This window comes from Diaminobutyricimonas sp. LJ205 (genome assembly GCF_009755725.1).
Classification (GTDB): domain Bacteria; phylum Actinomycetota; class Actinomycetes; order Actinomycetales; family Microbacteriaceae; genus Ruicaihuangia.
Genome location: NZ_CP046619.1, coordinates 725,191 through 745,024 on the forward strand (window position 1 = coordinate 725,191; position 19,834 = coordinate 745,024).

Consider the following 19,834-nt stretch of genomic DNA (forward strand, 5'->3'; position numbering starts at 1 on the left):
GCAGATGACGGATGCCGCCCTCCCACGCCGCAGGCGCGGCCGAGTGATCGGTTGGGTTCTTGGCGGGCTTGCCCTGCTGATTGTGGTGCTGCTGGTCGTTGCGGATATCGGCGGGCGGGCATTCGCGGAGAACCGGGCGGAGCAGGAACTGCAGTCGCGGTTGCCGAGTGGCTCCAGCCCCGCCGAGGTGTCGATCGGCGGGTTCTCGTTCCTGCAGCAGTTGCTTGCCGGCCAATTCGACCGGGTCGACGTGTCGGTTGCCGAACTCGTGATTGCGGAAACCAGCGTCGGGGCCGACCTGACCGGCTTCGGTGTTCCGCTTGACCAGTCGCAGCCGGTCAGGGAGCTGACCGGGCAGTTCACCATCGATGAGGCCGCCCTGAACGCGGCGCTTCAGGCGCGCGGATTCACCGGGCCGATCACCCTCGGCGAGCAACAGGCGACCTACACGACCGATGTCGAGCTGTTCGGCCAGACGGTGGATCTGCTGGTCACCCTCGTGCCAGAACTGGAGGGGGATGTCGTGCGTCTCGTGCCGACCTCGATCGAGTCTCCGGATGCCGGCACCTCGGTAGCGCTCGACCAGTTCCTCGATCCCGAGCGACTGGCAATCCCGTTCTGCGTGGCCGAGGTGCTGCCCGAGGGCGTGCAGGTCACCGGGATCGAGATCTCGGGCGGGGTTGTGCGGCTGGATGCCGAGGCATCCGACTTCCCGCTGAATGCCGCCGCACTGTCGACCACGGGCTCCTGCGGCTAGTAGTCCGCTGGTTGAGGAGCGCCCGAGCGCAGCGAGGACGCGTCTCGAAACCAACCCTGCGCAAGGGTTGATTTCGAGACGCGGCGCTCGTTCCTCGCGGCGCTCCTCAATCAACGAGTAGGGACTACTCGTAGCGCAGCGCGTCGATCGGGTTGTGCCGGGCGGCGCGGGCTGCCGGAAGGGTTCCCGCCAGCAGCGCAAGCGCGGCGATCACGGCGATCACGCTGCCGACTCCGAGCGGTTCGAAGACCAGCAGGGTGAGCCCGGGCATGTCGGCGAGCAGCCCGTCGGCGAGGGCGCCGTTCAGCAGCATCCCGGTTCCGGCAGCGAGCAAGGCGCCGATCGCGCTGCCGAGCAGGCCGATCGCGACGGCCTCCAGGCTGAACAGGCCGAACACTCGCGAGTTGCCCATGCCGAGAGCCTTCATCAGACCGATCTCACGAGTGCGCTCCTGCACGCTCATCAGCAGCGTGTTCACGATGCCGAAGCCGGCGGCGATCAGCGCGATCACGGAGAATCCGCTGAGCACGGCGATGATGGCGTCGATGACGGTCTTGAACACGCCCATCTGGTCGTCGACCGTCATGCCCTCATAGCCGAGGTCGGCGAGGTCGTCCTTGATTCCGTCGAGTGCGGCCTGGCCCGCGCCAAGATCGAACCGGGCGCTCACCTGGGCGTACTGGTCGTCTGCACCCTCGGGCGCGCCGATGTACTGCAGCTCGCCGATGGACTGGGACAGCGCCTCGTTGATGCCGATGCCGGTAGTGAACAGGCTGTCCTGGGTGACACCGATGACCGTGCCGGTGGTTTCGTGCACGTCACCGTTCGCGTCGGTCACGCCGATCTGCACCTCTTCGCCGATCGCCGAGACGTAATCGTCGTGGCCCAGCGCCTCGGCGAAGTCCTTCGACAGCATCACCTCGTGCTCGTCGGTCTCGTGGTCAAGCTGTCCGCCAGCGACGACCGGAGGCTCGGTGGCGGATGCCGTTGGGCTCCAGGCGAACTCATATTGCGTGCCCGTTTCACCCGAGATGTAGTCGATCTCGAGCATCCGGACCGGCAGCACGGATCCGATGCCGTCCACCGCCTCGATCTTCTCGAGGTCGGCGCCGCGCAGCGGCATGTAGCTGCCGCGAGGCGTCGCAAAGGCTTCCTCGGCGCCGGCGGGCTCGTACTCGGCCGGACCGTCGGTGGGGGATGCAGCCTCCTCGGGCTGCTGCGAGATGATCAGCACGTCCTCGGCGCCGAGCGCCGAAGTCTCGTCATCCAGATAACGGTTCACTCCCGCGCCGAGCGCCTGGGTGAGGGTGAGTGTGAAGGCACCGATGACCAATGCGAGGACGGTCAGCGTGGTGCGCAGCTTGCTGCGGAAGACGTTCCGCGCGGCGCTGGTGATGACATCCGTGGTTCTCATCAGGCCACCGCCAACTCTGCCTCGGCGACGATCGCACCGTCGCGCACCTGAATCTGCCGATCGCAGCGCATGGCGAGTTCGTCATCGTGAGTGACGACCACCAGGGTGATGCCCTGCTCACGGTTCAGCCCGAACAGCAGGTCCTCGACGACCGCGCCGGTTGCGGAGTCCAGGTTGCCGGTGGGCTCGTCGGCGAAGATCACGCTCGGCGAGCCGACCAGGGCGCGCGCGATGACGGCGCGCTGCTTCTGGCCACCGGACAGGGCAGTTGCCCGGGCGTTCGCCTTGTTGTCCAGCTCCAACTGGCTGAGCACCTCCATGCCGCGGCGGCGGCGCACGCGCGGGCTGACGCCGGCGATCATGAGCGGGAGGGTGACGTTCTCGAGCACGGTCTGCGATGGGTTCAGGAAGAACTGCTGGAACACGAAGCCGAACTCCTGGTTGCGCAAGGCATTCACCTGCGCGGTGCGCAGAGTCGCGGAGTCGATGCCGTTCACAGCGAGCGAGCCGGCGTCGGGTCGGTCGAGCAGGGCGAGCAGGTGCATCAGGGTCGACTTGCCGGAGCCGCTCTTGCCGACGATCGCGACGGATTCGCCGCGCTCGACGGTCAGGGAGACATCCTTCAGGGCATCGAATCGCGCCGCTCCGGTCCCGTAGGACTTGTGCAGGGCGTGAGCCTCAATGACTGGGGGTGGGGTCACTGTGTTTATCCGTTCTCAACATGAAAGTGCGTATTACTCACGCTAAGGCGGCGGTGTGAACGGCGACCATGCGGCTAGCCCCCTGACTACCGGGGGATAACCCCCGATTCGGGCGAGGGCCTCAGGTTTCGCTAGGATTTACTTCGGCTTCAGGGACCAAGCCGGGTTCGCTCGCCTCACTTCGATCCGTACACGCACGCCCGTACATTCGTGAGGTTCGCATGACGATGAATCCCCTGGCCCCCGAGTGGCTCGCCCACCCGACCGACGCGAACGCGCTCGCCGAAACGGTGTGGTCCGCTGGGGCCCGCCGCGACGCAGCCGGTGAGCTCGTCATCGGCGGCGTCTCCGCCGGCGAACTGGCCAGCCGCTTCGGCACCCCGCTCTATGTGCTCGACGAGGCTGATGCCCGCGGTCGCGCCGCGCGAGTGAAGTCCGCGTTCGATGACGCCTTCGCCGGCATCGGCACCAGCGTCAAGGTCTACTACGCGGGCAAAGCATTCCTCTCGACCGAGGTCGCCCGCTGGATGAGTGCCGAGGGCCTCTACATCGATGTGGCCAGTGGGGGAGAGCTCGCCGTCGCGCTCGCCGCGGGAACGGGTGCCGGCCGCCTCGGTTTCCATGGGAACAACAAGAGCCGCGCGGAGATCGACCGCGCGGTAGCCGCCGGCATCGGCACCATCGTGCTCGACAGCTGGATCGAGATCGAACGCGTCGCCCAGGCGGCGGAGCGGCACGGTGTTCACCAGGCGGTGCGCCTGCGCGTTAATAGTGGAGTGCACGCGCACACCCACGAGTACCTCGCGACCGCCCGTGAAGACCAGAAGTTCGGCATTCCGCTCACGGATGTCCCCGCCCACGTTGAGCGGATCCGCTCGTTCGCGTCCCTCGACTTCCGCGGGTTGCACTCGCACATCGGCTCACAGATCTTCGGCGCCGACGGGTTCCTCGAAGCCGCCGACCGGCTGCTTTCGGTGCATGCCGCACTGCTCGAGGGTGGCGAGGTGCCCGAACTCAATCTCGGCGGCGGCTTCGGCATCGCCTACACCGCCGCTGACCAGGTGAACCCGATCGAGACGATCGCGGGCGCCATGGCCGATGCGGTGGGCGCTGCCGCCGAGCGGCTCGGCATCCCGGTGCCGGTGATCGCGATCGAACCGGGCCGGTGGATCATCGGCCCGGCCGGGACCACGCTGTATGAGGTCGGCACCATCAAGGATGTGACCGTTGCGCTCGGCGGGGTCTCGGCAGGCTCGACCAGCGGAAGCGGCGGAAGCGCGGTGCGCAAGTACGTCAGTGTCGATGGCGGCATGAGCGACAACGCCCGGCCGGCGCTGTATGCGGCCGATTACTCGGCACGCATCGCCAACCGCAGTTCCACCGCCGACGCAGCCCTCGTGCGCGTCGCCGGCAAGCACTGCGAGAGCGGCGACCTGGTGGTGCTCGCCGAGTACCTGCCCGGCGATGTCGAGCCCGGCGACCTGCTCGCGGTGCCCGCGACCGGCGCATACTGCTGGTCGCTCGCCAGTAACTACAACTACCTCGGCCGGCCACCCGTCGTCGCCGTGAACAATGGCGAAGCCCGCGTGATCGTGCGCGGCGAGACCGAAGAGGACCTGTTGGCCCGAGACACCGGAGTGACGCGCGCATGATCGAATACCGCAATCTCAGGGTCGGTCTGCTCGGCGGCGGAAACGTCGGCGCGCAGGTCGCCCGCCAACTGCTCGAGCACGGCGAGGAACTCGCCAGCCGGTCGGGAGCCGGCCTGGAGCTGGCCGGCATCGCGGTGCGGAATATCGATGCCCCCCGCACAGCCGACCTGCCAAGCGAGCTGTTCACCACCGACGCGGAATCGCTGATCCTCGGTTCTGACATCGTGATCGAGCTGATGGGCGGCATCGAACCGGCGCGCACGTACATCCTGCAGGCGATCAATTCCGGTGCCGACGTGGTGACCGCGAACAAGGCCCTGCTCGCAACTCACGGTCCGGAACTGTTCGAGGCCGCCGAACGGGTGGGCGCACAGCTCTACTACGAAGCAGCCGTCGGCGGAGCCATCCCGATCATCCGGCCGCTGCGTGACAGCCTTGCCGGCGACCGCGTGGAGCGCATTCTCGGCATCGTGAACGGGACCACCAACTTCATCCTCGACAGCATGCACACCACGGGTGCCAGCCTCGAGGACGCCCTCGCGGTGGCCACCGAGCTCGGTTACGCCGAGGCAGATCCGACCGCCGACATCGACGGATATGACGCCGCGCAGAAGGCAGCCATCCTGGCGAGCCTCGCCTTCCACACCACGGTCCCGCTCGAGTCGGTGCACCGCGAAGGCATCCGCAGCATCAGCAAGGAGCAGATCGCCGCCGCCACGAAGGCCGGTTACGTCGTCAAACTGCTCGCCATCTGCGAACGGCTCACGGATGCCACCACCGGCACGCCGGGAATCAGCGCGCGCGTGCATCCCGCGCTGGTGCCCGCTGAGCACCCCCTGGCCGCGGTGCACGGCGGCAACAATGCGGTGTTCCTGCGGGCCGAGGCTGCCGGCAACCTGATGTTCTACGGCGCGGGCGCCGGCGGGCTGGAAACGTCTTCAGCGGTACTGGGTGACCTGGTCTCCGCCGCCCGACGGCACGTCATCGGCGGACCGAGCGTGTCCGAATCCAACTACGCCAACCTGCCGTTGCTGCCGGTCGACCACATTCGCACTCGCCACCAGATCCGGCTTGCGGTTGCGGACAAGCCCGGCGTGCTCGCCACGATCGCGAACCTGTTCAGCGAACACGGTGTCTCGGTCGAGACGGTCGAGCAGACGGTGCGCACCGACGAGGGCGCACCCACCGCTACCCTTGTGATTGGTACTCACGAGGGAATGGAAGGCGATCTCGCCGCCACCGTCGCAGCGCTCGAGCAGAGCTCGGCCGTGAGTAGCGTCCTATCTGTACTACGAGTTGAAGGACTGTAATGGCTGGTCAATGGCGCGGAGTACTGCGCGAGTACGCGGATCGTCTGGATGTCACCGACGCGACGCCGATCATCACCCTCGGTGAGGGCGGCACCCCACTGATCCCTGCGGACGCTCTGTCGGCTCGCACCGGCGCCAAGGTCTGGGTCAAGTTCGAGGGCATGAACCCGACTGGTTCGTTCAAGGATCGCGGGATGACGATGGCGGTCTCCAAGGCCGTCGAGCATGGCGCCAAGGCCGTCATCTGCGCGTCCACCGGCAACACGTCGGCATCCGCGGCGGCATACGCCACCCACGCCGGCATCACCTCGGCTGTCCTCGTGCCTGAGGGCAAGATCGCGATGGGCAAGCTCGCCCAGGCGATCGCGCACAACGCGCAGCTGCTGCAGGTGCGCGGCAACTTCGACGACTGTCTCGACATTGCGCGCGACCTGGCCGAGAACTACCCGGTGCACCTGGTCAACTCGGTCAACAACGACCGCATCGAGGGCCAGAAGACGGCGGCGTTCGAGATCGTCGACGTGCTCGGCGACGCTCCCGACTTCCACTTCATCCCGGTCGGCAACGCCGGCAACTACACGGCCTACTTCCGCGGCTACAGCGAAGAGGCGGAGCGTGGCGCAACCACGAAGCTGCCGCGGATGTTCGGATTCCAGGCATCCGGATCGGCACCGATCGTGCTCGGCCACCCGGTGAAGGCTCCCGAGACGATCGCCAGCGCCATCCGCATCGGCAACCCGGCTTCGTGGGACCACGCCCTCGCCGCCCGGGAGACCAGCGACGGCTACTTCGGCGCGATCGATGACGACAAGATCCTCGAGGCGCACCGCATCCTCTCGGCTGAGGTCGGCATCTTCGTCGAGCCGGCCTCGGCGATCAGCGTCGCCGGACTGCTCGAGCGCAGCGCCGCGGGCGAGGTGCCGAAGGATGCCACGGTGGTGCTCACCGTCACCGGTCACGGGCTGAAGGATCCGCAGTGGGCCCTGCGCGGCGCCGACGGTCAGGATGTGACCCCGAAGAGCGTCGCCGTGGATACCGCCGAGATCGCCGATGTGCTGGGACTTGTGAAGGCATGAGCGTGATCCCTGTCGGCCGTTCGGTGCACGTCACCGTCCCCGCCACCACCGCGAACCTGGGACCCGGCTTCGACACCCTGGGCCTCGCCCTGGCCATCTACGACGAGCTCGAAGTGACCGTCCGCGAACAGCCGGGCGTGTTCGTCGAGGTGCGCGGCGTCGGCGAGGGAACCGTCCCTACCGACGAGTCGAACCTCGTCGTGCGGGCGATCGCTCACACCTTCGCCAACTACGACCTTGAGTTGCCCGGTCTTGACCTGGTGGCGCACAACACCATTCCGCACGGACGTGGGCTCGGGTCATCCGGCGCCGCCATCGTCTCCGGCATCCTGGCCGCGAAGGGACTGCTCGAGGGGATCGTCGAGATCGACTCGCAGGCGCTGCTCACCCTCGCCACCGAGATGGAGGGTCATCCCGACAACGTCGCGCCTGCGCTGTTCGGCGGACTGACCATCGCGTGGGTGACTCCCGAGGGGCCGCGGGTCAAGAAGCTGTCCGTGCACCGCGGGGTGTCAACGCTCGTGGCGGTGCCAGAGCACACCATGTCGACGGCGCTGGCTCGCAGCCTTCAGCCGCAGAGCGTGCCGCATGAGGACGCCATCTTCAACGTGTCCCGGTCGGCGCTGCTGATCGCCGCGCTGATCCAGAGTCCCGAGCTGTTGCTCGAAGCCACCGAGGACAAGCTGCACCAGAGCTACCGGGCGAGCGCCATGCCCGAGACCGACACGCTGATCCGGGAGCTTCGCGAGGCCGGCCTCGCGGCCGTGGTCTCCGGCGCCGGTCCGTCGATCCTGGTGCTCTGCAGCGATCCCGCGCAGCGGCTCGTCGCGGCCGAAGTGATCGAGCGGAAGGCTGCCACGCCTTGGCAGTCGCTCATGCTGGCCGTGGACTTCAAGGGTGCTACAGTAGTGCCGCACCCAGTAGAAGCCCTGGCCTAGCCAGGAATCCCGGGTAGCGAAATCCACCTAGCACTCGCCAGTTTTGCAGTCGGTCCAGACTGTCAGGCGTGAAAGCCCGCTTTCACTTTCGTCTGTGCAATCTCCCTCTCTGCGAATCGGCTTGCTGCTGAACCTCGGGATGTTCTTTTCCCGAGGGCGAAAGGAAAACTTTCAGTGACTGAAACAGGCGAACGCGCCATCAGCGCGTCCCCGCGCGCCACCTCCGGTATGAAGCTCGCCGAGCTTCAGGCCCTTGCCGTCGAACTCGGCATCAGTGGCGCGTCCAAACTTCGTAAAGGAGAGCTCGTGGAGAAAATCAACGAGACCCAGAACCCGGATGCGGCTCCCGCTCCGGTAACCACGCCAGATGCCGTGGCCGCTCCCGAGGCTGTGGCTGCAGCGGATGTCGCGGCCGAGGCTGCTGCCCCTGAGGCTGCTGCTCCCGAGGCTGCTGCTCCTGAGGCTGCTGCTCCCGAGGCGGCGCCGGCCATCGCGCCGAAGAAGCGCGCCTCGCGCCGCGTGACCGCTGCTGCGGGGGAGGTGCTCGCGCCGAAGGCGGCTGCGGCACACCGAAACAACGGCGAATCCGGCCTCGCCGGCGCGGCGCCCGTCCAGACCCTCGTCGAGGAACCGACGGCCGAGCCCGCTGCTGTGGCCGCCGAGCCGACCGCGGCTGCTGAGCCGACCGCCGCGCCCGTCGCGGTGACCGAGGTTGTCACCGAGGCGGCCCCCGCCGAGGCGCCTTCGACCGACGCCACCCAGGGCGAGGCCGTTTCCGACGAGACCGCGGAGCAGGCACCTGCCGAGCCGCGGCAGCGCCGCGGACGCGGCAAGTCCGGTTCCCAGGCCGCTGCGAAGCGCGCCGAGGCAGGCGAGACGACCAGCACCGTGGAGAAGACCGACACCGCCGAGCAGGCGGCGCCGGTCGCCGAGTCCGAGACTGCGGTCGACGAGACCGCCGACCAGCAGGCCGAGGGTGAGGGTGAAGGCCGTTCCGGCCGGAACCGCAACCGGAACCGGAACCGCGGTGAGCGCGGCGACCGTCAGGCCCAGCAGGGCGAGCGTCAGCAGGGTGACCGCCAGGCGCAGGCTCAGCAGGGCGACCGCCAGCAGCAGGCCCAGCAGGGCGACCGCCAGGCGCAGGCCCAGCAGGGCGACCGCCAGCAGCAAGGCGGCGGCCAGCAGGTGCAGGAGCGTCAGCGCCAGCAGCAGGAAGCCGACGCCGAAGGTCGCGCCGGCCGTAACCGTTACCGTGACCGCAAGCGCGGCCGCGGCGGTCAGGGCGACGAGTTCGAACCGGAGATCAGCGAGGATGACGTCCTCATCCCGGTCGCCGGCATCCTCGACGTGCTCGACAACTACGCCTTCGTGCGCACGACCGGTTACCTGCCCGGACCGTCGGACGTCTACGTCTCGCTCGGTCAGGTCAAGAAGTACAACCTGCGCAAGGGCGACGCCGTCGTCGGCGCCATCCGCCAGCCGCGTGAAGGTGAGAACCAGGGCGGCCGACAGAAGTACAACGCGATCGTCAAGATCGACTCCATCAACGGCCAGACGCTCGACCAGGCGTCGAACCGGGTGGAGTTCGGCAAGCTGACCCCGCTCTACCCTCAGGACCGTCTGCGTCTCGAGACCGAGTCCGGCAAGCTGTCGACGCGCATCATCGACCTGGTCTCGCCGATCGGCAAGGGCCAGCGCGGTCTGATCGTGTCGCCGCCGAAGGCCGGCAAGACCCTCGTGCTGCAGGCGATCGCGAACGCCATCTCGAAGAACAACCCCGAGGTTCACCTCATGGTCGTGCTCGTTGACGAGCGCCCCGAAGAGGTCACCGACATGCAGCGCACCGTCAAGGGTGAGGTCATCGCCTCCACCTTCGACCGTCCCGCCGAGGACCACACCACCGTCGCCGAACTCGCCATCGAGCGGGCCAAGCGCCTGGTGGAGCTGGGCCACGACGTCGTCGTGCTGCTCGACTCGATCACCCGGCTCGGCCGCGCGTACAACCTCACCGCTCCGGCATCCGGTCGCATCCTCTCCGGTGGCGTCGACTCGTCGGCGCTGTACCCGCCGAAGCGTTTCTTCGGCGCTGCGCGCAACATCGAGGACGGCGGCTCGCTGACCATCCTCGCCACCGCGCTCGTGGAGACCGGCTCCAAGATGGACGAGGTCATCTTCGAGGAGTTCAAGGGCACCGGCAACATGGAGCTGCGCCTGTCGCGGCAGTTGGCCGACAAGCGGATCTTCCCGGCCGTGGATGTCAACGCCTCCGGTACTCGCCGCGAAGAGATGCTCATGGGCGTCGACGAGGTCAAGGTCACCTGGAAGCTGCGCCGCGCCCTCGCGGGGCTGGAGCAGCAGCAGGCGTTGGAGATCGTGCTCGGCAAGCTGAAGGAGACGCAGTCGAACGTGGAGTTCCTCATGCAGATCCAGAAGTCGCTGCCGCAGCCCGGTAACGCTCACAAGGAGGACTAGTCGTGTTCGAGTCAGTAGCGGTGCTACTGGCCGAGCATGAGGATCTGCAGAAGCAACTCTCGGATCCCGCCGTTCACGCGGATGCGGCCAGGGCAAAGAAGATCAACCGGCGCTACGCCGAGCTGAGCCAGATCAAGGCCGCCTACGAGCAGTGGCTGCAGGCGACCGAGGACCTCGAGGCCGCGCGCGAGCTTGCCAAGGAGGACGAAGCCTTCGCCGAGGAGGTGCCGAGCCTCGAGGAGGGACTCGCGACCTCTCAGGAGAAGCTCCGTCGCCTGCTGATCCCGCGTGACCCCGATGACGGGCGCGACGTGATCATGGAGATCAAGGGCGGCGAGGGTGGCGCCGAGAGCGCGCTGTTCGCCGCTGACCTGCTGCGCATGTACATGCACTACGCGGAGTCCCGCGGGTGGAAGACCGAGCTTCTTGAGCGCAACGAGAGCGATCTCGGCGGCTACAAGGACGTCCAGGTCGCGATCAAGTCCAACGCCAGCGACCCATCGCAGGGCGCCTGGGCGCACCTCAAGTACGAGGGCGGCGTGCACCGCGTGCAGCGCGTGCCGGCGACCGAGTCGCAGGGACGCATCCACACCTCGACGACCGGCGTGCTGGTCTTCCCCGAGGTTGACGCGCCCGAAGAGGTCGCGATCAGTGCGAACGACCTGAAAATCGACGTGTACCGCTCGAGTGGCCCCGGCGGCCAGTCGGTGAACACCACCGACTCGGCCGTGCGGATCACCCACCTGCCGACCGGCATCGTGGTGTCGATGCAGAACGAGAAGAGCCAGCTGCAGAACCGCGAGGCGGGCATGCGCGTGCTGCGTGCCCGACTGCTGGCACGTCAGCAGGAGGAGATCGCGGCCGCGGCATCCGATGCCCGCAAGAGCCAGATCCGCGGAATGGACCGGTCGGAGCGCATCCGCACCTACAACTTCCCCGAGAACCGGATCGCCGACCACCGCACTGGCTACAAGGCGTACAACCTTGACCAGGTGATGGACGGCGCGCTCGAGGCGGTCATCCAGTCGTGCATCCAGGCCGACGAGGAAGCCAGGCTCGCCGACATCGGAGACAACTCCTGACCACCGAGCATCCCGATCATCGTGAGTTAGCCGAAAATGCTAGTGCTGAGGCTCAGCAACTAGCATTTTCGGCTAACTCACGGATGGCGGGGGTTCGCGCTCGCGCCATCGACACGCTTGCCCGCGCCGGCGTGCCCAGTGCAGAGGCCGACGCCGAGCTGATCATCGGGTGGGTGCTTGATCTCTCGCGAGGGCAGGTGCAGGCGAAGGCACTGACGGATGCTTCGGTGTCAGACGTGCACGTCCGGCAGATCGATGACGCGATCGAACGCCGGGCGCACCGCGAACCACTTCAGCACATCACCGGGGTGGCGTACTTCCGTTCGCTTGAGCTGGCCGTCGGTCCCGGGGTCTTCGTGCCGCGACCCGAGACCGAGTTCGTCGCCCAGTTGGCGATCGATACGCTGCGTGAGGTCCCGGGGGAGCCCATCGCGGTTGACCTCGGCACCGGCAGCGGCGCGATCGCGTTGGCACTGGCCACCGAGGTGGTGCACTCCCGCGTCTATGCCGTCGAAAACTCGCCGCGGGCGTTCGTCTGGACGCGCCAGAACTTCGCGAGCGTCGCCGCCGACAATGCGCGACTGCTTTTCGCCGACCTCGCCGACGCGCTGCCCGAACTCGACGGCACGGTCGACGTCGTGGTGTCGAACCCGCCATATGTGCCGCTCGGGGCCATCCCGCGCGATCCCGAGGTGCGGCTGTACGATCCCGAGCACGCGCTGTACGGGGGAGTGGACGGGCTGGATGTCGTCCACAACGTCTCGGCCACCGCGAAGCGACTGCTGCACCCCGGCGGCACCCTGGTCATCGAGCACGGTGACGAGCAGGGCCCGATGATCGCTGCGCTGCTCCAGGCCGACGGCTGGCGCGCGGTCGCAACTCATCGCGACCTGCTCGACCGCGACCGAGCCACCACCGCACTGCGCTAACCGCTGCCGCACCCGCTGCCGCTAGTGTTCTGGCCTTGCGCTAGTGGAGTTGCGCGCGCGAAGCCGAAACACTAGCGCTCGCGGAAACCGGCACAGTACTGCCCCTACGCGGCTTTGCGCAGTGCGAACTCGTTGATGGCCCGGTGCATGCCGGCCGGCTCGACGAACAGGTGCGTCGTGATGCCGACGCTCTCGGCTGCCTCGACGTTGACCGCCAGGTCGTCGGCGAAGAACGCCTGCTCCGCGGGTGTGTCGTACGCCTCGAGTACCCGCTCGAACACCACCGGGTCCGGCTTTCTTGCGCCGTAGTGGCTCGACGCGAACAGGTGATCGCCGAAGACATCCGGCAGCAGCGGCGCGATCGTCGCAAGGTGCTTGTGGGCCAACGGGCCGTTGTTCGTCAGCAACGTGACCTGGCCGTAGGAGGATGCCTCACGGACAGCCTCGATGGACTCAAGAAACGGCGTCATTGCGCCTGCGCGCAGCCCGACCCAGTCCTCTTCCCGGATGTCGAACTCAATCGCCCGCCGGAACGCCTCGAGGTATGAATCGGCGTCGTACGCGCCCGCCTCGGCGGCGATCTCGCCGGTCTCGTGCCACCACCGCCGGCGCAGCTCGGACAGGTCGTGTCCGGTGAGTGCGGTGAGTCCCGCCATCCGCTTCGCCCAGTCGTACTCGTAGAGCACCTGGTCCATGTCGAAAATGAAGAGCGCAGTCATCGTGCCCCCAGTCTGCCAGCCGCAACCTGCCGGAACCTTGACCGCAGGTGTCCGCAGGGCAAACGCGAGCCCCTCCGGCCACGCCGCTGTGGCATCCGCTCGCACAGAAACGCCCGACTACGATGGATGCGACATGGCCCGCATCTTCAATTGTTCGGACGAATCCGAGCTACTCACCGGTATGCGCCTTGCCCGCGGCGCAATCGGGCGGGGCGAGCTCGTCGTCATGCCCACCGACACCGTCTACGGGGTCGCCGCCGACGCGTTCAACCCCAAGGCCGTTCAGCGACTGCTGGATGCGAAAGGCCGAGGCCGTCAGGCGCCGCCGCCGGTGCTGATCCCCGGCATCCCCACCCTGGACGCCCTCGCCGACCAGATCCCCGACGAGGCACGGGCCCTGGTCAAGGAGTTCTGGCCGGGTGGGCTGACCGTCATCCTGGTCGCGCAGCCCTCCCTCAGCTGGGACCTCGGCGACACCCACGGCACCGTCGCGCTGCGCATGCCAAGCAACCGGATCGCGCTCGAACTGCTCTCCGAAACCGGGCCGCTGGCCGTCTCGTCCGCGAACCTGACCGGCAAACCAGCAGCCTCCTCAGCGCAGGCAGCAGAAGACATGCTCGGCGACAGCGTCGCCGTCTACCTCGACGGCGGAGAAGGCGGTACCGAATCGTCCACCATCGTCGACGCGACCTCGCTGCTGCTGCCGGAGGGCAAGCTGCGGATTGTTCGGCACGGCGTGGTTCCGGATGACGCCATCCGGGACGTTGTCGGAGCCGATCGATGCTCCTGACCGACATTCTCGATCTGGCGGGAACAGTTGAAGACGGGTTCAGGCTCCCGCGGACCTTCTTCTATGCGCTCGTCGGCCTCATCACCGCCGTAGTCACCTTCGCGCTGTCGTTCCTGATCTGGAAACTCAGCATGAAGTACCGGCTGTACCCGAAGATCCGCGCGCGCGACGTGCACACCACACCGACGCCGCGGCTCGGCGGCATCGCCATGTTCATCGGCATACTGGCCGGCTTCGGCGTCGCCTCACAACTGCCCACCTTCAGCCTGGTCTTCGCGGAGCCATTGAAGGTCGTCGCACTGCTCGGCTCGGCGCTGATCATCGTGCTGCTCGGTGTCGCCGACGACATCTGGGACCTGGACTGGGTCACCAAGCTCGCCGGGCAGATCATCGCCGCTGGCGTGCTCGCCTGGCAGATCCAACTGGTCTCGTTGCCGTTCGTCGAAGGCGTTGCCCTCGTTTCGCCGTTCACGTCGCTCGTGCTCACGGTCTTCGTCGTGGTGCTGGTGATGAACGCCGTGAACTTCATCGACGGCCTGGACGGACTGGTGGCCGGCGTCGCTCTGATCGCGAACGCGATCTTCTTCATCTACGCGTACATCCTGCAGCTGACCAACCGGGACGACTTCTTCAACCTGTCGAGCCTGATCTCGGTCGCGGTGATGGGCGCCTGCTTCGGATTCCTCTTCCTCAACTGGCACCCCGCGAAACTGTTCATGGGCGACGCCGGAGCCCTGCTGGTCGGACTGCTGATGGCCGCGTCGGCCATCTCGGTCACCGGCCGGATCAACCCCACCGACTTCGCCCCGGACCGCTCGTCGCTGCTGCCAGCGCTGATGCTGATCCTGCTGCCGTTCGCGATCCTCATCCTGCCGCTGCTGGACTTCGGCCTCGCGATCATCCGGCGCCTGCGCGCTGGCAAGTCGCCATTCAGCGCCGACCGCAAGCACCTGCACCACCGGCTGCTGGACATGGGGCACTCGCACTTCCACGCGGTACTGATCTTCTATGCCTGGACCGCGGTGGTTGCCGTCGGCTGTCTGCTGTTCATGTTCCTCGACATCCTGCCGACCCTGATCATCATCGCCGTGGGCCTGGCGATCTGTACCGCGATGACCCTCGCCCCGCTCAGCCGCCGAAAGCGCACCGAGGCAGCGGCCCAATTGGCTGCGCCCGATGCCCCGGACGCCACTCCTGCGCACCTCGACCCGCTTGACGCGGCGTCGACCGGCAGCATCGACATCATCCACAAGGAGACCCCCGCATCATGACCGCTATTCCCGTAATGAAGAAGGTGCTCGTCTACGGGGGAGTGCTCGCGTTGGCGATCGCCGTGGTCGGCAGCATTGTCGGATGGTTCGTGGCCGGCGTTCCCGGCCTCGTGAGCGCCCTGATCGGCACCGCGATGGCCGCCGTGTTCCTCGGGATCACCGCCGGCAGCATCATGATCGCGACCAAGGTGACCAAGTCCGAGGTCTTCAGTCCGCTGTTCTTCGGCATCGTGATGGGCGCCTGGCTGCTGAAGTTCGTGGTCTTCCTAGTGCTCGTCTTCGTGCTCAAGGATCAGCCGTTCATCGACCCGCTGGTGTTGTTTCTGACCATCGTTGTCGGGGTTGTCGGCAGTCTCGTCGTCGACCTGATCGCGGTCACGCGGTCACGGGTGCCTTACGTGAGCGATGTCTCGTTGCCCGGCGACGACCAGACCGGTAAGTGAAAACGGTTCGAGTCGTAGATGCGCTCGTACCTTTGATAGGGTCTTCAACGGCCCCCTCGTATTCGCTGCATGAAACCATGCCCTGAGCTTGGAGAAAGCGCTGCTATCTAACGCGTTGAACCTGATTGCACCTCTCGCGACCGACGAGGAGTTCCACGGCCCTTCCATTGCCGAGTTTTTCCCCGCGGCATTGCTCTTTGAAGGCACCCCGTTCGAGATAAACCGGATCATGCTGATCCGTATCCTCGCGACCGTCGCCGTCCTCCTGATCTTCTGGCTCGGTACTCGCAAGATGAAGCTCGTGCCCGGACGCTTCCAGGGCCTGGTCGAGATGGGCCTCGACTTCGTGCGCATCAACATCGCCGAAGACCTGCTCGGCGTGAAGGACGGTAGGCGCTTCCTGCCGCTCATCACCACGATCTTCTTCATGGTGCTGTTCATGAACCTCCCGGGAATCATCCCCGGCTTGAATATCGCCGGCACGTCGGTGATCGGTGTGCCCCTGGTGCTTGCCGCCGCAGCGTACATCGCCTTCGTCTACGCGGGTGTGAAGAAGAACCCTGGCGGCTTCTTCAAGAACGCGCTCTTCCCGCCCGGAGTGCCGTGGTTCCTTTACATCATCGTGACGCCGATCGAGTTCATCTCGACGTTCGTGCTGCGGCCGATCACGCTCACGCTCCGACTCATGATGAACATGGTCGTCGGGCACCTGCTGCTCGTCCTGTTCTTCGCGGCGACGCACTTCTTCTTCTTCACTCTCGGCGACTGGTGGGGCCTGTTCGGCATCGGAACCGCGCTCTTCGGCACGGTTTTCACTTTCTTCGAGATTCTGATCGCAGTACTGCAGGCGTACATCTTCGCTCTGCTGACCACTGTCTACATCCAGCTCGCGCTGGCTGAAGAGCACTAACGGACCCGGCACCCGCCAGGTTCGCCATCACGGAAGGAAAACAAACACGTGGACGCAACTACCGTTCTCGCTGAAATCGACGGCAACATCGCGACCGTGGGTTACGGCCTCGCCGCAATCGGCCCGGCCATCGGCGTCGGCATCGTGGTCGGCAAGACCATCGAGTCCGTTGCCCGTCAGCCTGAGCTGCAGGGTCGCCTGACCGTGCTCATGTACATCGGTATCGCCTTCACTGAGGCGCTCGCCTTCATCGGTATCGCTACCTACTTCATCTTCGTCTAAGAGGGCTAGATGCTCACCGAACTGGTATACGCAGCCGAGAGCGAGGCGACCCCAAATCCCCTCTTCCCGGCCGATTACGACATCATTTGGTCGTTGATCCCGTTCGCGCTCATCCTGTTTCTGTTCTGGAAGGTTGTCCTTCCTCGTATGCAGAAGACCCTGGATGCGCGCAGCGCCGCGATCGAAGGCGGAATGAAGCTCGCCGAGACTGCACAGGCCGAGGCCGCCGCAGCGCTCGACGAGTACAACAAGCAGCTCGCTGAGGCGCGCGCTGAGGCGGCGAAGATCCGCGAGCAGGCACGTCTGGACGGCACGAAGATCCTCACCGAGCTCAAGGAGCAGGCAGCGGCCGAGGCCGCGCGGATCACTCAGACCGCGCAGGCGCAGATTGAGGCAGAGCGCCAGACGGCTCTCGTTTCACTGCGCTCCGAGGTTGGCACGCTCGCGATCGACCTCGCGTCCGGTGTTATCGGCGAGAGCCTGAGCGAGGACAAGAGGGCATCGGCAATCGTCGACCGCTTCCTTGCCGACCTTGAGGCTGACGAGAAGGCAAAGGCGAACAGGTAGCAATGGGTTCCGCAACGAGAGAAGCACTCGCGAACGCGCAGGCGGTGCTCACCGCCCAGTCGGGCAACGCCGATCTGGCAACGGCCGAGCAGCTGTTTGCTGCAGGCCGCGTGCTCGGCAACTCCTCCCAGCTGCGTGCTGCTCTCGCGGACCCTGCCGCAGAGCCGACAGCCAAGCAGTCCATCGTCGCTCGTGTGTTCAGCTCGCTGAACCCGCCTGCGATCGAGCTGCTGAGCGCGCTCGTCTCGGGTCGCTGGTCCAGCCACGATGACCTGCTTGCAGGCGTCGAGGAGTTTGCCCTCCGGGCAGCTGCCGAGTCCGCTCCCGAGGACACCAACATCGTCGCCGAGCTCTTCGCGTTCGGAAGCGCCGTGACTTCCGACGCGGAACTCGAACTGGCCATCAGCAGCAAGCTGGGCAGCCCGTCGGCCAAGGCCGGACTGGTAAGCCAGCTGCTCGCAGGCAAGGCCAGCGCGCAGACGATCGCGATCCTCGAGCACCTCGTGCAGCAGCCGCGCGACCGCCGCATCGCGGCGCTCGTGCGGGAGGCATCCGCGATCGTCGCCGACCAGCGCGGCTTCGCGGTGGCCACCGTGACGACCGCGTCCCCACTCGGCCCGGCACAGCTCGAGCGACTCGAGAAGTCGCTCGCCGCCCAGTACGGGCAGTCGCTGCGCATCAACCAGGTCGTAGACCCGTCGATCCTCGGCGGTCTGCGCGTACGCGTCGGCGACGACGTGATCGACGGCAGCATCGCGTCGAAGCTCAACGACCTCAGACTTCAGCTCGCTGGCTAACAGCCAAGGAATAGGAAAGAACATGGCAGATATCACGATCAGCCCGGATGAGATCCGCGATGCGCTGAAGGACTTCGTCAAGTCCTACGAGCCTGGTGGCGTCGCCACCACCGAGGTTGGCCACGTAACCGACGCCGGCGACGGCATCGCGCACGTCGAGGGTCTTCCCGGCGTCATGGCCAACGAGCTCATCAAGTTCGCCGACGGGACGCTGGGCCTCGCGCTCAACCTCGACGAGAACGAGATCGGTGTCGTTGTGCTCGGCGAGTTCGCCGGCATCGAAGAAGGCATGGAAGTCACTCGCACCGGCGAGGTCCTCTCGGTCCCGGTCGGCGAGGGCTACCTCGGCCGCGTTGTCGACCCGCTCGGCAACCCGATCGACGGACTCGGCGAGATCGCCACCGACGGTCGCCGCGCCCTCGAACTGCAGGCGCCCGGCGTCATGCAGCGTAAGAGCGTGCACGAGCCGCTGCAGACCGGAATGAAGGCGATCGACGCCATGATCCCGATCGGCCGTGGCCAGCGCCAGCTCATCATCGGCGATCGCCAGACCGGTAAGACCGCGATTGCGATCGACACCATCATCAACCAGAAGGCGAACTGGGAGTCGGGCGATGTAAACAAGCAGGTTCGCTGCATCTACGTCGCGATCGGCCAGAAGGGTTCGACCATCGCCGCAGTGCGGGGCGCCCTCGAGGACGCCGGGGCCATGGAGTACACCACCATCGTCGCCTCGCCCGCGTCTGACGCGGCCGGCTTCAAATACCTCGCGCCGTACACCGGTTCGGCCATCGGCCAGCACTGGATGTACCAGGGCAAGCACGTGCTCATCGTCTTCGATGACCTGTCGAAGCAGGCTGAGGCCTACCGTGCCGTGTCGCTGCTGCTGCGTCGTCCGCCGGGGCGTGAAGCCTACCCCGGTGACGTCTTCTACCTGCACTCGCGCCTGCTGGAGCGTTGCGCAAAGCTGTCCGACGAGCTGGGCGCAGGCTCGATGACCGGTCTTCCGATCATCGAGACCAAGGCGAACGATGTCTCGGCGTACATCCCGACCAACGTGATCTCGATCACCGACGGCCAGATCTTCCTGCAGTCCGACCTCTTCAACGCCAACCAGCGTCCCGCGGTCGACGTCGGAATCTCGGTGTCGCGCGTCGGTGGTGACGCCCAGGTCAAGTCGATCAAGAAGGTCTCTGGAACGCTCAAGCTCGAGCTCGCCCAGTACCGCTCGCTCGAGGCGTTCGCGATGTTCGCATCCGACCTGGATGCTGCGTCGAAGCGTCAGCTCGCCCGCGGTGCCCGCCTGACCGAGCTGCTCAAGCAGCCGCAGTACTCGCCGTACCCGGTCGAGGACCAGGTCGTCTCGATCTGGGCAGGCACGAACGGCAAGCTCGACGAGGTTCCGGTCGAAGACATCCTGCGCTTCGAACGCGAGCTGCTCGACTACCTGGGTCGCAACACCCAGGTTCTCACCACGCTGCGCGACACGAACGTGCTCGACGACGACACCGTGGCGACCCTCGACAGCGAGATCGACAAGTTCAAGCTCGAATTCCAGACAGGCGAGGGCAAGCCGCTCCTGTCGGTCGGACGCGAAGAGTTCGAAGAGCTCGCCGCTGAAGAAGTCGACCAGGAGAAGATCGTCAAGGGTCGTCGCTAAGACCGACCCCCATGGCCAGCTCGCTGGTCGAGCCTTGGCGGAAAACGTCAAGCTCGACCAGCGA

Annotated in this window: 19 protein-coding genes; 16 read left to right on the forward strand and 3 right to left on the reverse strand. The window is 66.4% G+C overall.

Annotated features, from left to right (window positions below; translation table 11 throughout):
- Nucleotides 1–4: 4 nt before the first annotated feature.
- Nucleotides 5–757 carry an LmeA family phospholipid-binding protein gene (locus tag GO591_RS03530; RefSeq protein WP_157155547.1) on the forward strand — a complete coding sequence of 251 codons (753 nt, stop codon included), beginning with the start codon at nt 5–7 and terminating at the stop codon, nt 755–757.
- 124 nt (nt 758–881) lie between these two features.
- On the opposite strand, the gene GO591_RS03535 is transcribed toward GO591_RS03530, so the two are convergent.
- Nucleotides 882–2,171, reverse strand: coding sequence for an ABC transporter permease (locus GO591_RS03535; RefSeq protein ID WP_157155548.1), 1,290 nt, complete (start codon nt 2,169–2,171; stop codon nt 882–884).
- Nucleotides 2,171–2,872, reverse strand: a complete 702-nt coding sequence (locus GO591_RS03540; protein WP_370455333.1) for an ABC transporter ATP-binding protein — start codon at nt 2,870–2,872, stop codon at nt 2,171–2,173. Before GO591_RS03540 ends, GO591_RS03535 begins: the two co-directional genes overlap by 1 nt.
- Before the next feature lie 221 nt (nt 2,873–3,093).
- Between GO591_RS03540 and lysA the strand changes: the two genes are divergently transcribed.
- The 7 genes from lysA to prmC all read left to right on the forward strand — a co-directional run bounded on the left by lysA (nt 3,094) and on the right by prmC (nt 12,331).
- On the forward strand, nt 3,094–4,524 hold the full coding sequence (gene lysA / locus GO591_RS03545) for a diaminopimelate decarboxylase (protein ID WP_157155549.1): 1,431 nt from the start codon (nt 3,094–3,096) through the stop codon (nt 4,522–4,524).
- A complete protein-coding gene (locus GO591_RS03550) occupies nt 4,521–5,834 on the forward strand; it encodes a homoserine dehydrogenase (RefSeq protein ID WP_157155550.1) in 1,314 nt (437 codons plus the stop codon). Before lysA ends, GO591_RS03550 begins: the two co-directional genes overlap by 4 nt.
- Nucleotides 5,834–6,910, forward strand: a complete 1,077-nt coding sequence (gene thrC, locus GO591_RS03555) for a threonine synthase (RefSeq protein ID WP_157155551.1) — start codon at nt 5,834–5,836, stop codon at nt 6,908–6,910. Before GO591_RS03550 ends, thrC begins: the two co-directional genes overlap by 1 nt.
- Entirely contained in the window at nt 6,907–7,848 is a 942-nt protein-coding gene (gene thrB, locus GO591_RS03560) for a homoserine kinase (protein WP_157155552.1), read from the forward strand. The genes thrC and thrB overlap by 4 nt, the downstream gene beginning before the upstream one ends.
- Before the next feature lie 228 nt (nt 7,849–8,076).
- A complete protein-coding gene (gene rho / locus GO591_RS03565; protein WP_232466338.1) occupies nt 8,077–10,320 on the forward strand; it encodes a transcription termination factor Rho in 2,244 nt (747 codons plus the stop codon).
- 2 nt (nt 10,321–10,322) lie between these two features.
- Nucleotides 10,323–11,402, forward strand: a complete 1,080-nt coding sequence (gene prfA, locus GO591_RS03570) for a peptide chain release factor 1 (RefSeq protein ID WP_157155554.1) — start codon at nt 10,323–10,325, stop codon at nt 11,400–11,402.
- An 83-nt stretch (nt 11,403–11,485) separates the two neighbouring features.
- Nucleotides 11,486–12,331, forward strand: coding sequence for a peptide chain release factor N(5)-glutamine methyltransferase (gene prmC, locus GO591_RS03575; RefSeq protein ID WP_157155555.1), 846 nt, complete (start codon nt 11,486–11,488; stop codon nt 12,329–12,331).
- 104 nt (nt 12,332–12,435) lie between these two features.
- Here the strand turns inward: prmC and GO591_RS03580 are convergent, their stop codons facing one another.
- Nucleotides 12,436–13,050: an HAD family hydrolase gene (locus GO591_RS03580; RefSeq protein ID WP_157155556.1), complete on the reverse strand. Its 615-nt coding sequence runs from the start codon at nt 13,048–13,050 to the stop codon at nt 12,436–12,438.
- Between the two features lie 133 nt (nt 13,051–13,183).
- Here GO591_RS03580 and GO591_RS03585 point away from each other — a divergent pair, with 133 nt between their 5' ends.
- The 8 genes from GO591_RS03585 to atpA all read left to right on the forward strand — a co-directional run bounded on the left by GO591_RS03585 (nt 13,184) and on the right by atpA (nt 19,770).
- Nucleotides 13,184–13,840, forward strand: a complete 657-nt coding sequence (locus GO591_RS03585; RefSeq protein ID WP_157155557.1) for an L-threonylcarbamoyladenylate synthase — start codon at nt 13,184–13,186, stop codon at nt 13,838–13,840.
- Nucleotides 13,831–15,111, forward strand: coding sequence for a glycosyltransferase family 4 protein (locus tag GO591_RS03590; RefSeq protein ID WP_157155558.1), 1,281 nt, complete (start codon nt 13,831–13,833; stop codon nt 15,109–15,111). Before GO591_RS03585 ends, GO591_RS03590 begins: the two co-directional genes overlap by 10 nt.
- Entirely contained in the window at nt 15,108–15,554 is a 447-nt protein-coding gene (locus GO591_RS03595) for a Cg1360 family ATP-synthase-associated protein (RefSeq protein WP_157155559.1), read from the forward strand. The genes GO591_RS03590 and GO591_RS03595 overlap by 4 nt, the downstream gene beginning before the upstream one ends.
- 115 nt (nt 15,555–15,669) lie before the next feature.
- Entirely contained in the window at nt 15,670–16,464 is a 795-nt protein-coding gene (gene atpB / locus GO591_RS03600) for a F0F1 ATP synthase subunit A (protein WP_157155560.1), read from the forward strand.
- A gap of 48 nt (nt 16,465–16,512) precedes the next feature.
- Complete coding sequence (atpE, locus tag GO591_RS03605) at nt 16,513–16,746, forward strand: ATP synthase F0 subunit C (RefSeq protein ID WP_157155561.1); 234 nt, start codon at nt 16,513–16,515, stop codon at nt 16,744–16,746.
- A 9-nt stretch (nt 16,747–16,755) separates the two neighbouring features.
- Entirely contained in the window at nt 16,756–17,313 is a 558-nt protein-coding gene (locus tag GO591_RS03610; protein ID WP_157155562.1) for a F0F1 ATP synthase subunit B, read from the forward strand.
- Between the two features lie 2 nt (nt 17,314–17,315).
- Nucleotides 17,316–18,110 (forward strand): F0F1 ATP synthase subunit delta, encoded by a 795-nt coding sequence (locus tag GO591_RS03615; protein ID WP_157155563.1) that lies wholly within the window; start codon nt 17,316–17,318, stop codon nt 18,108–18,110.
- Between the two features lie 22 nt (nt 18,111–18,132).
- Nucleotides 18,133–19,770, forward strand: a complete 1,638-nt coding sequence (gene atpA, locus GO591_RS03620; RefSeq protein ID WP_157155564.1) for a F0F1 ATP synthase subunit alpha — start codon at nt 18,133–18,135, stop codon at nt 19,768–19,770.
- Nucleotides 19,771–19,834: the final 64 nt, after the last annotated feature.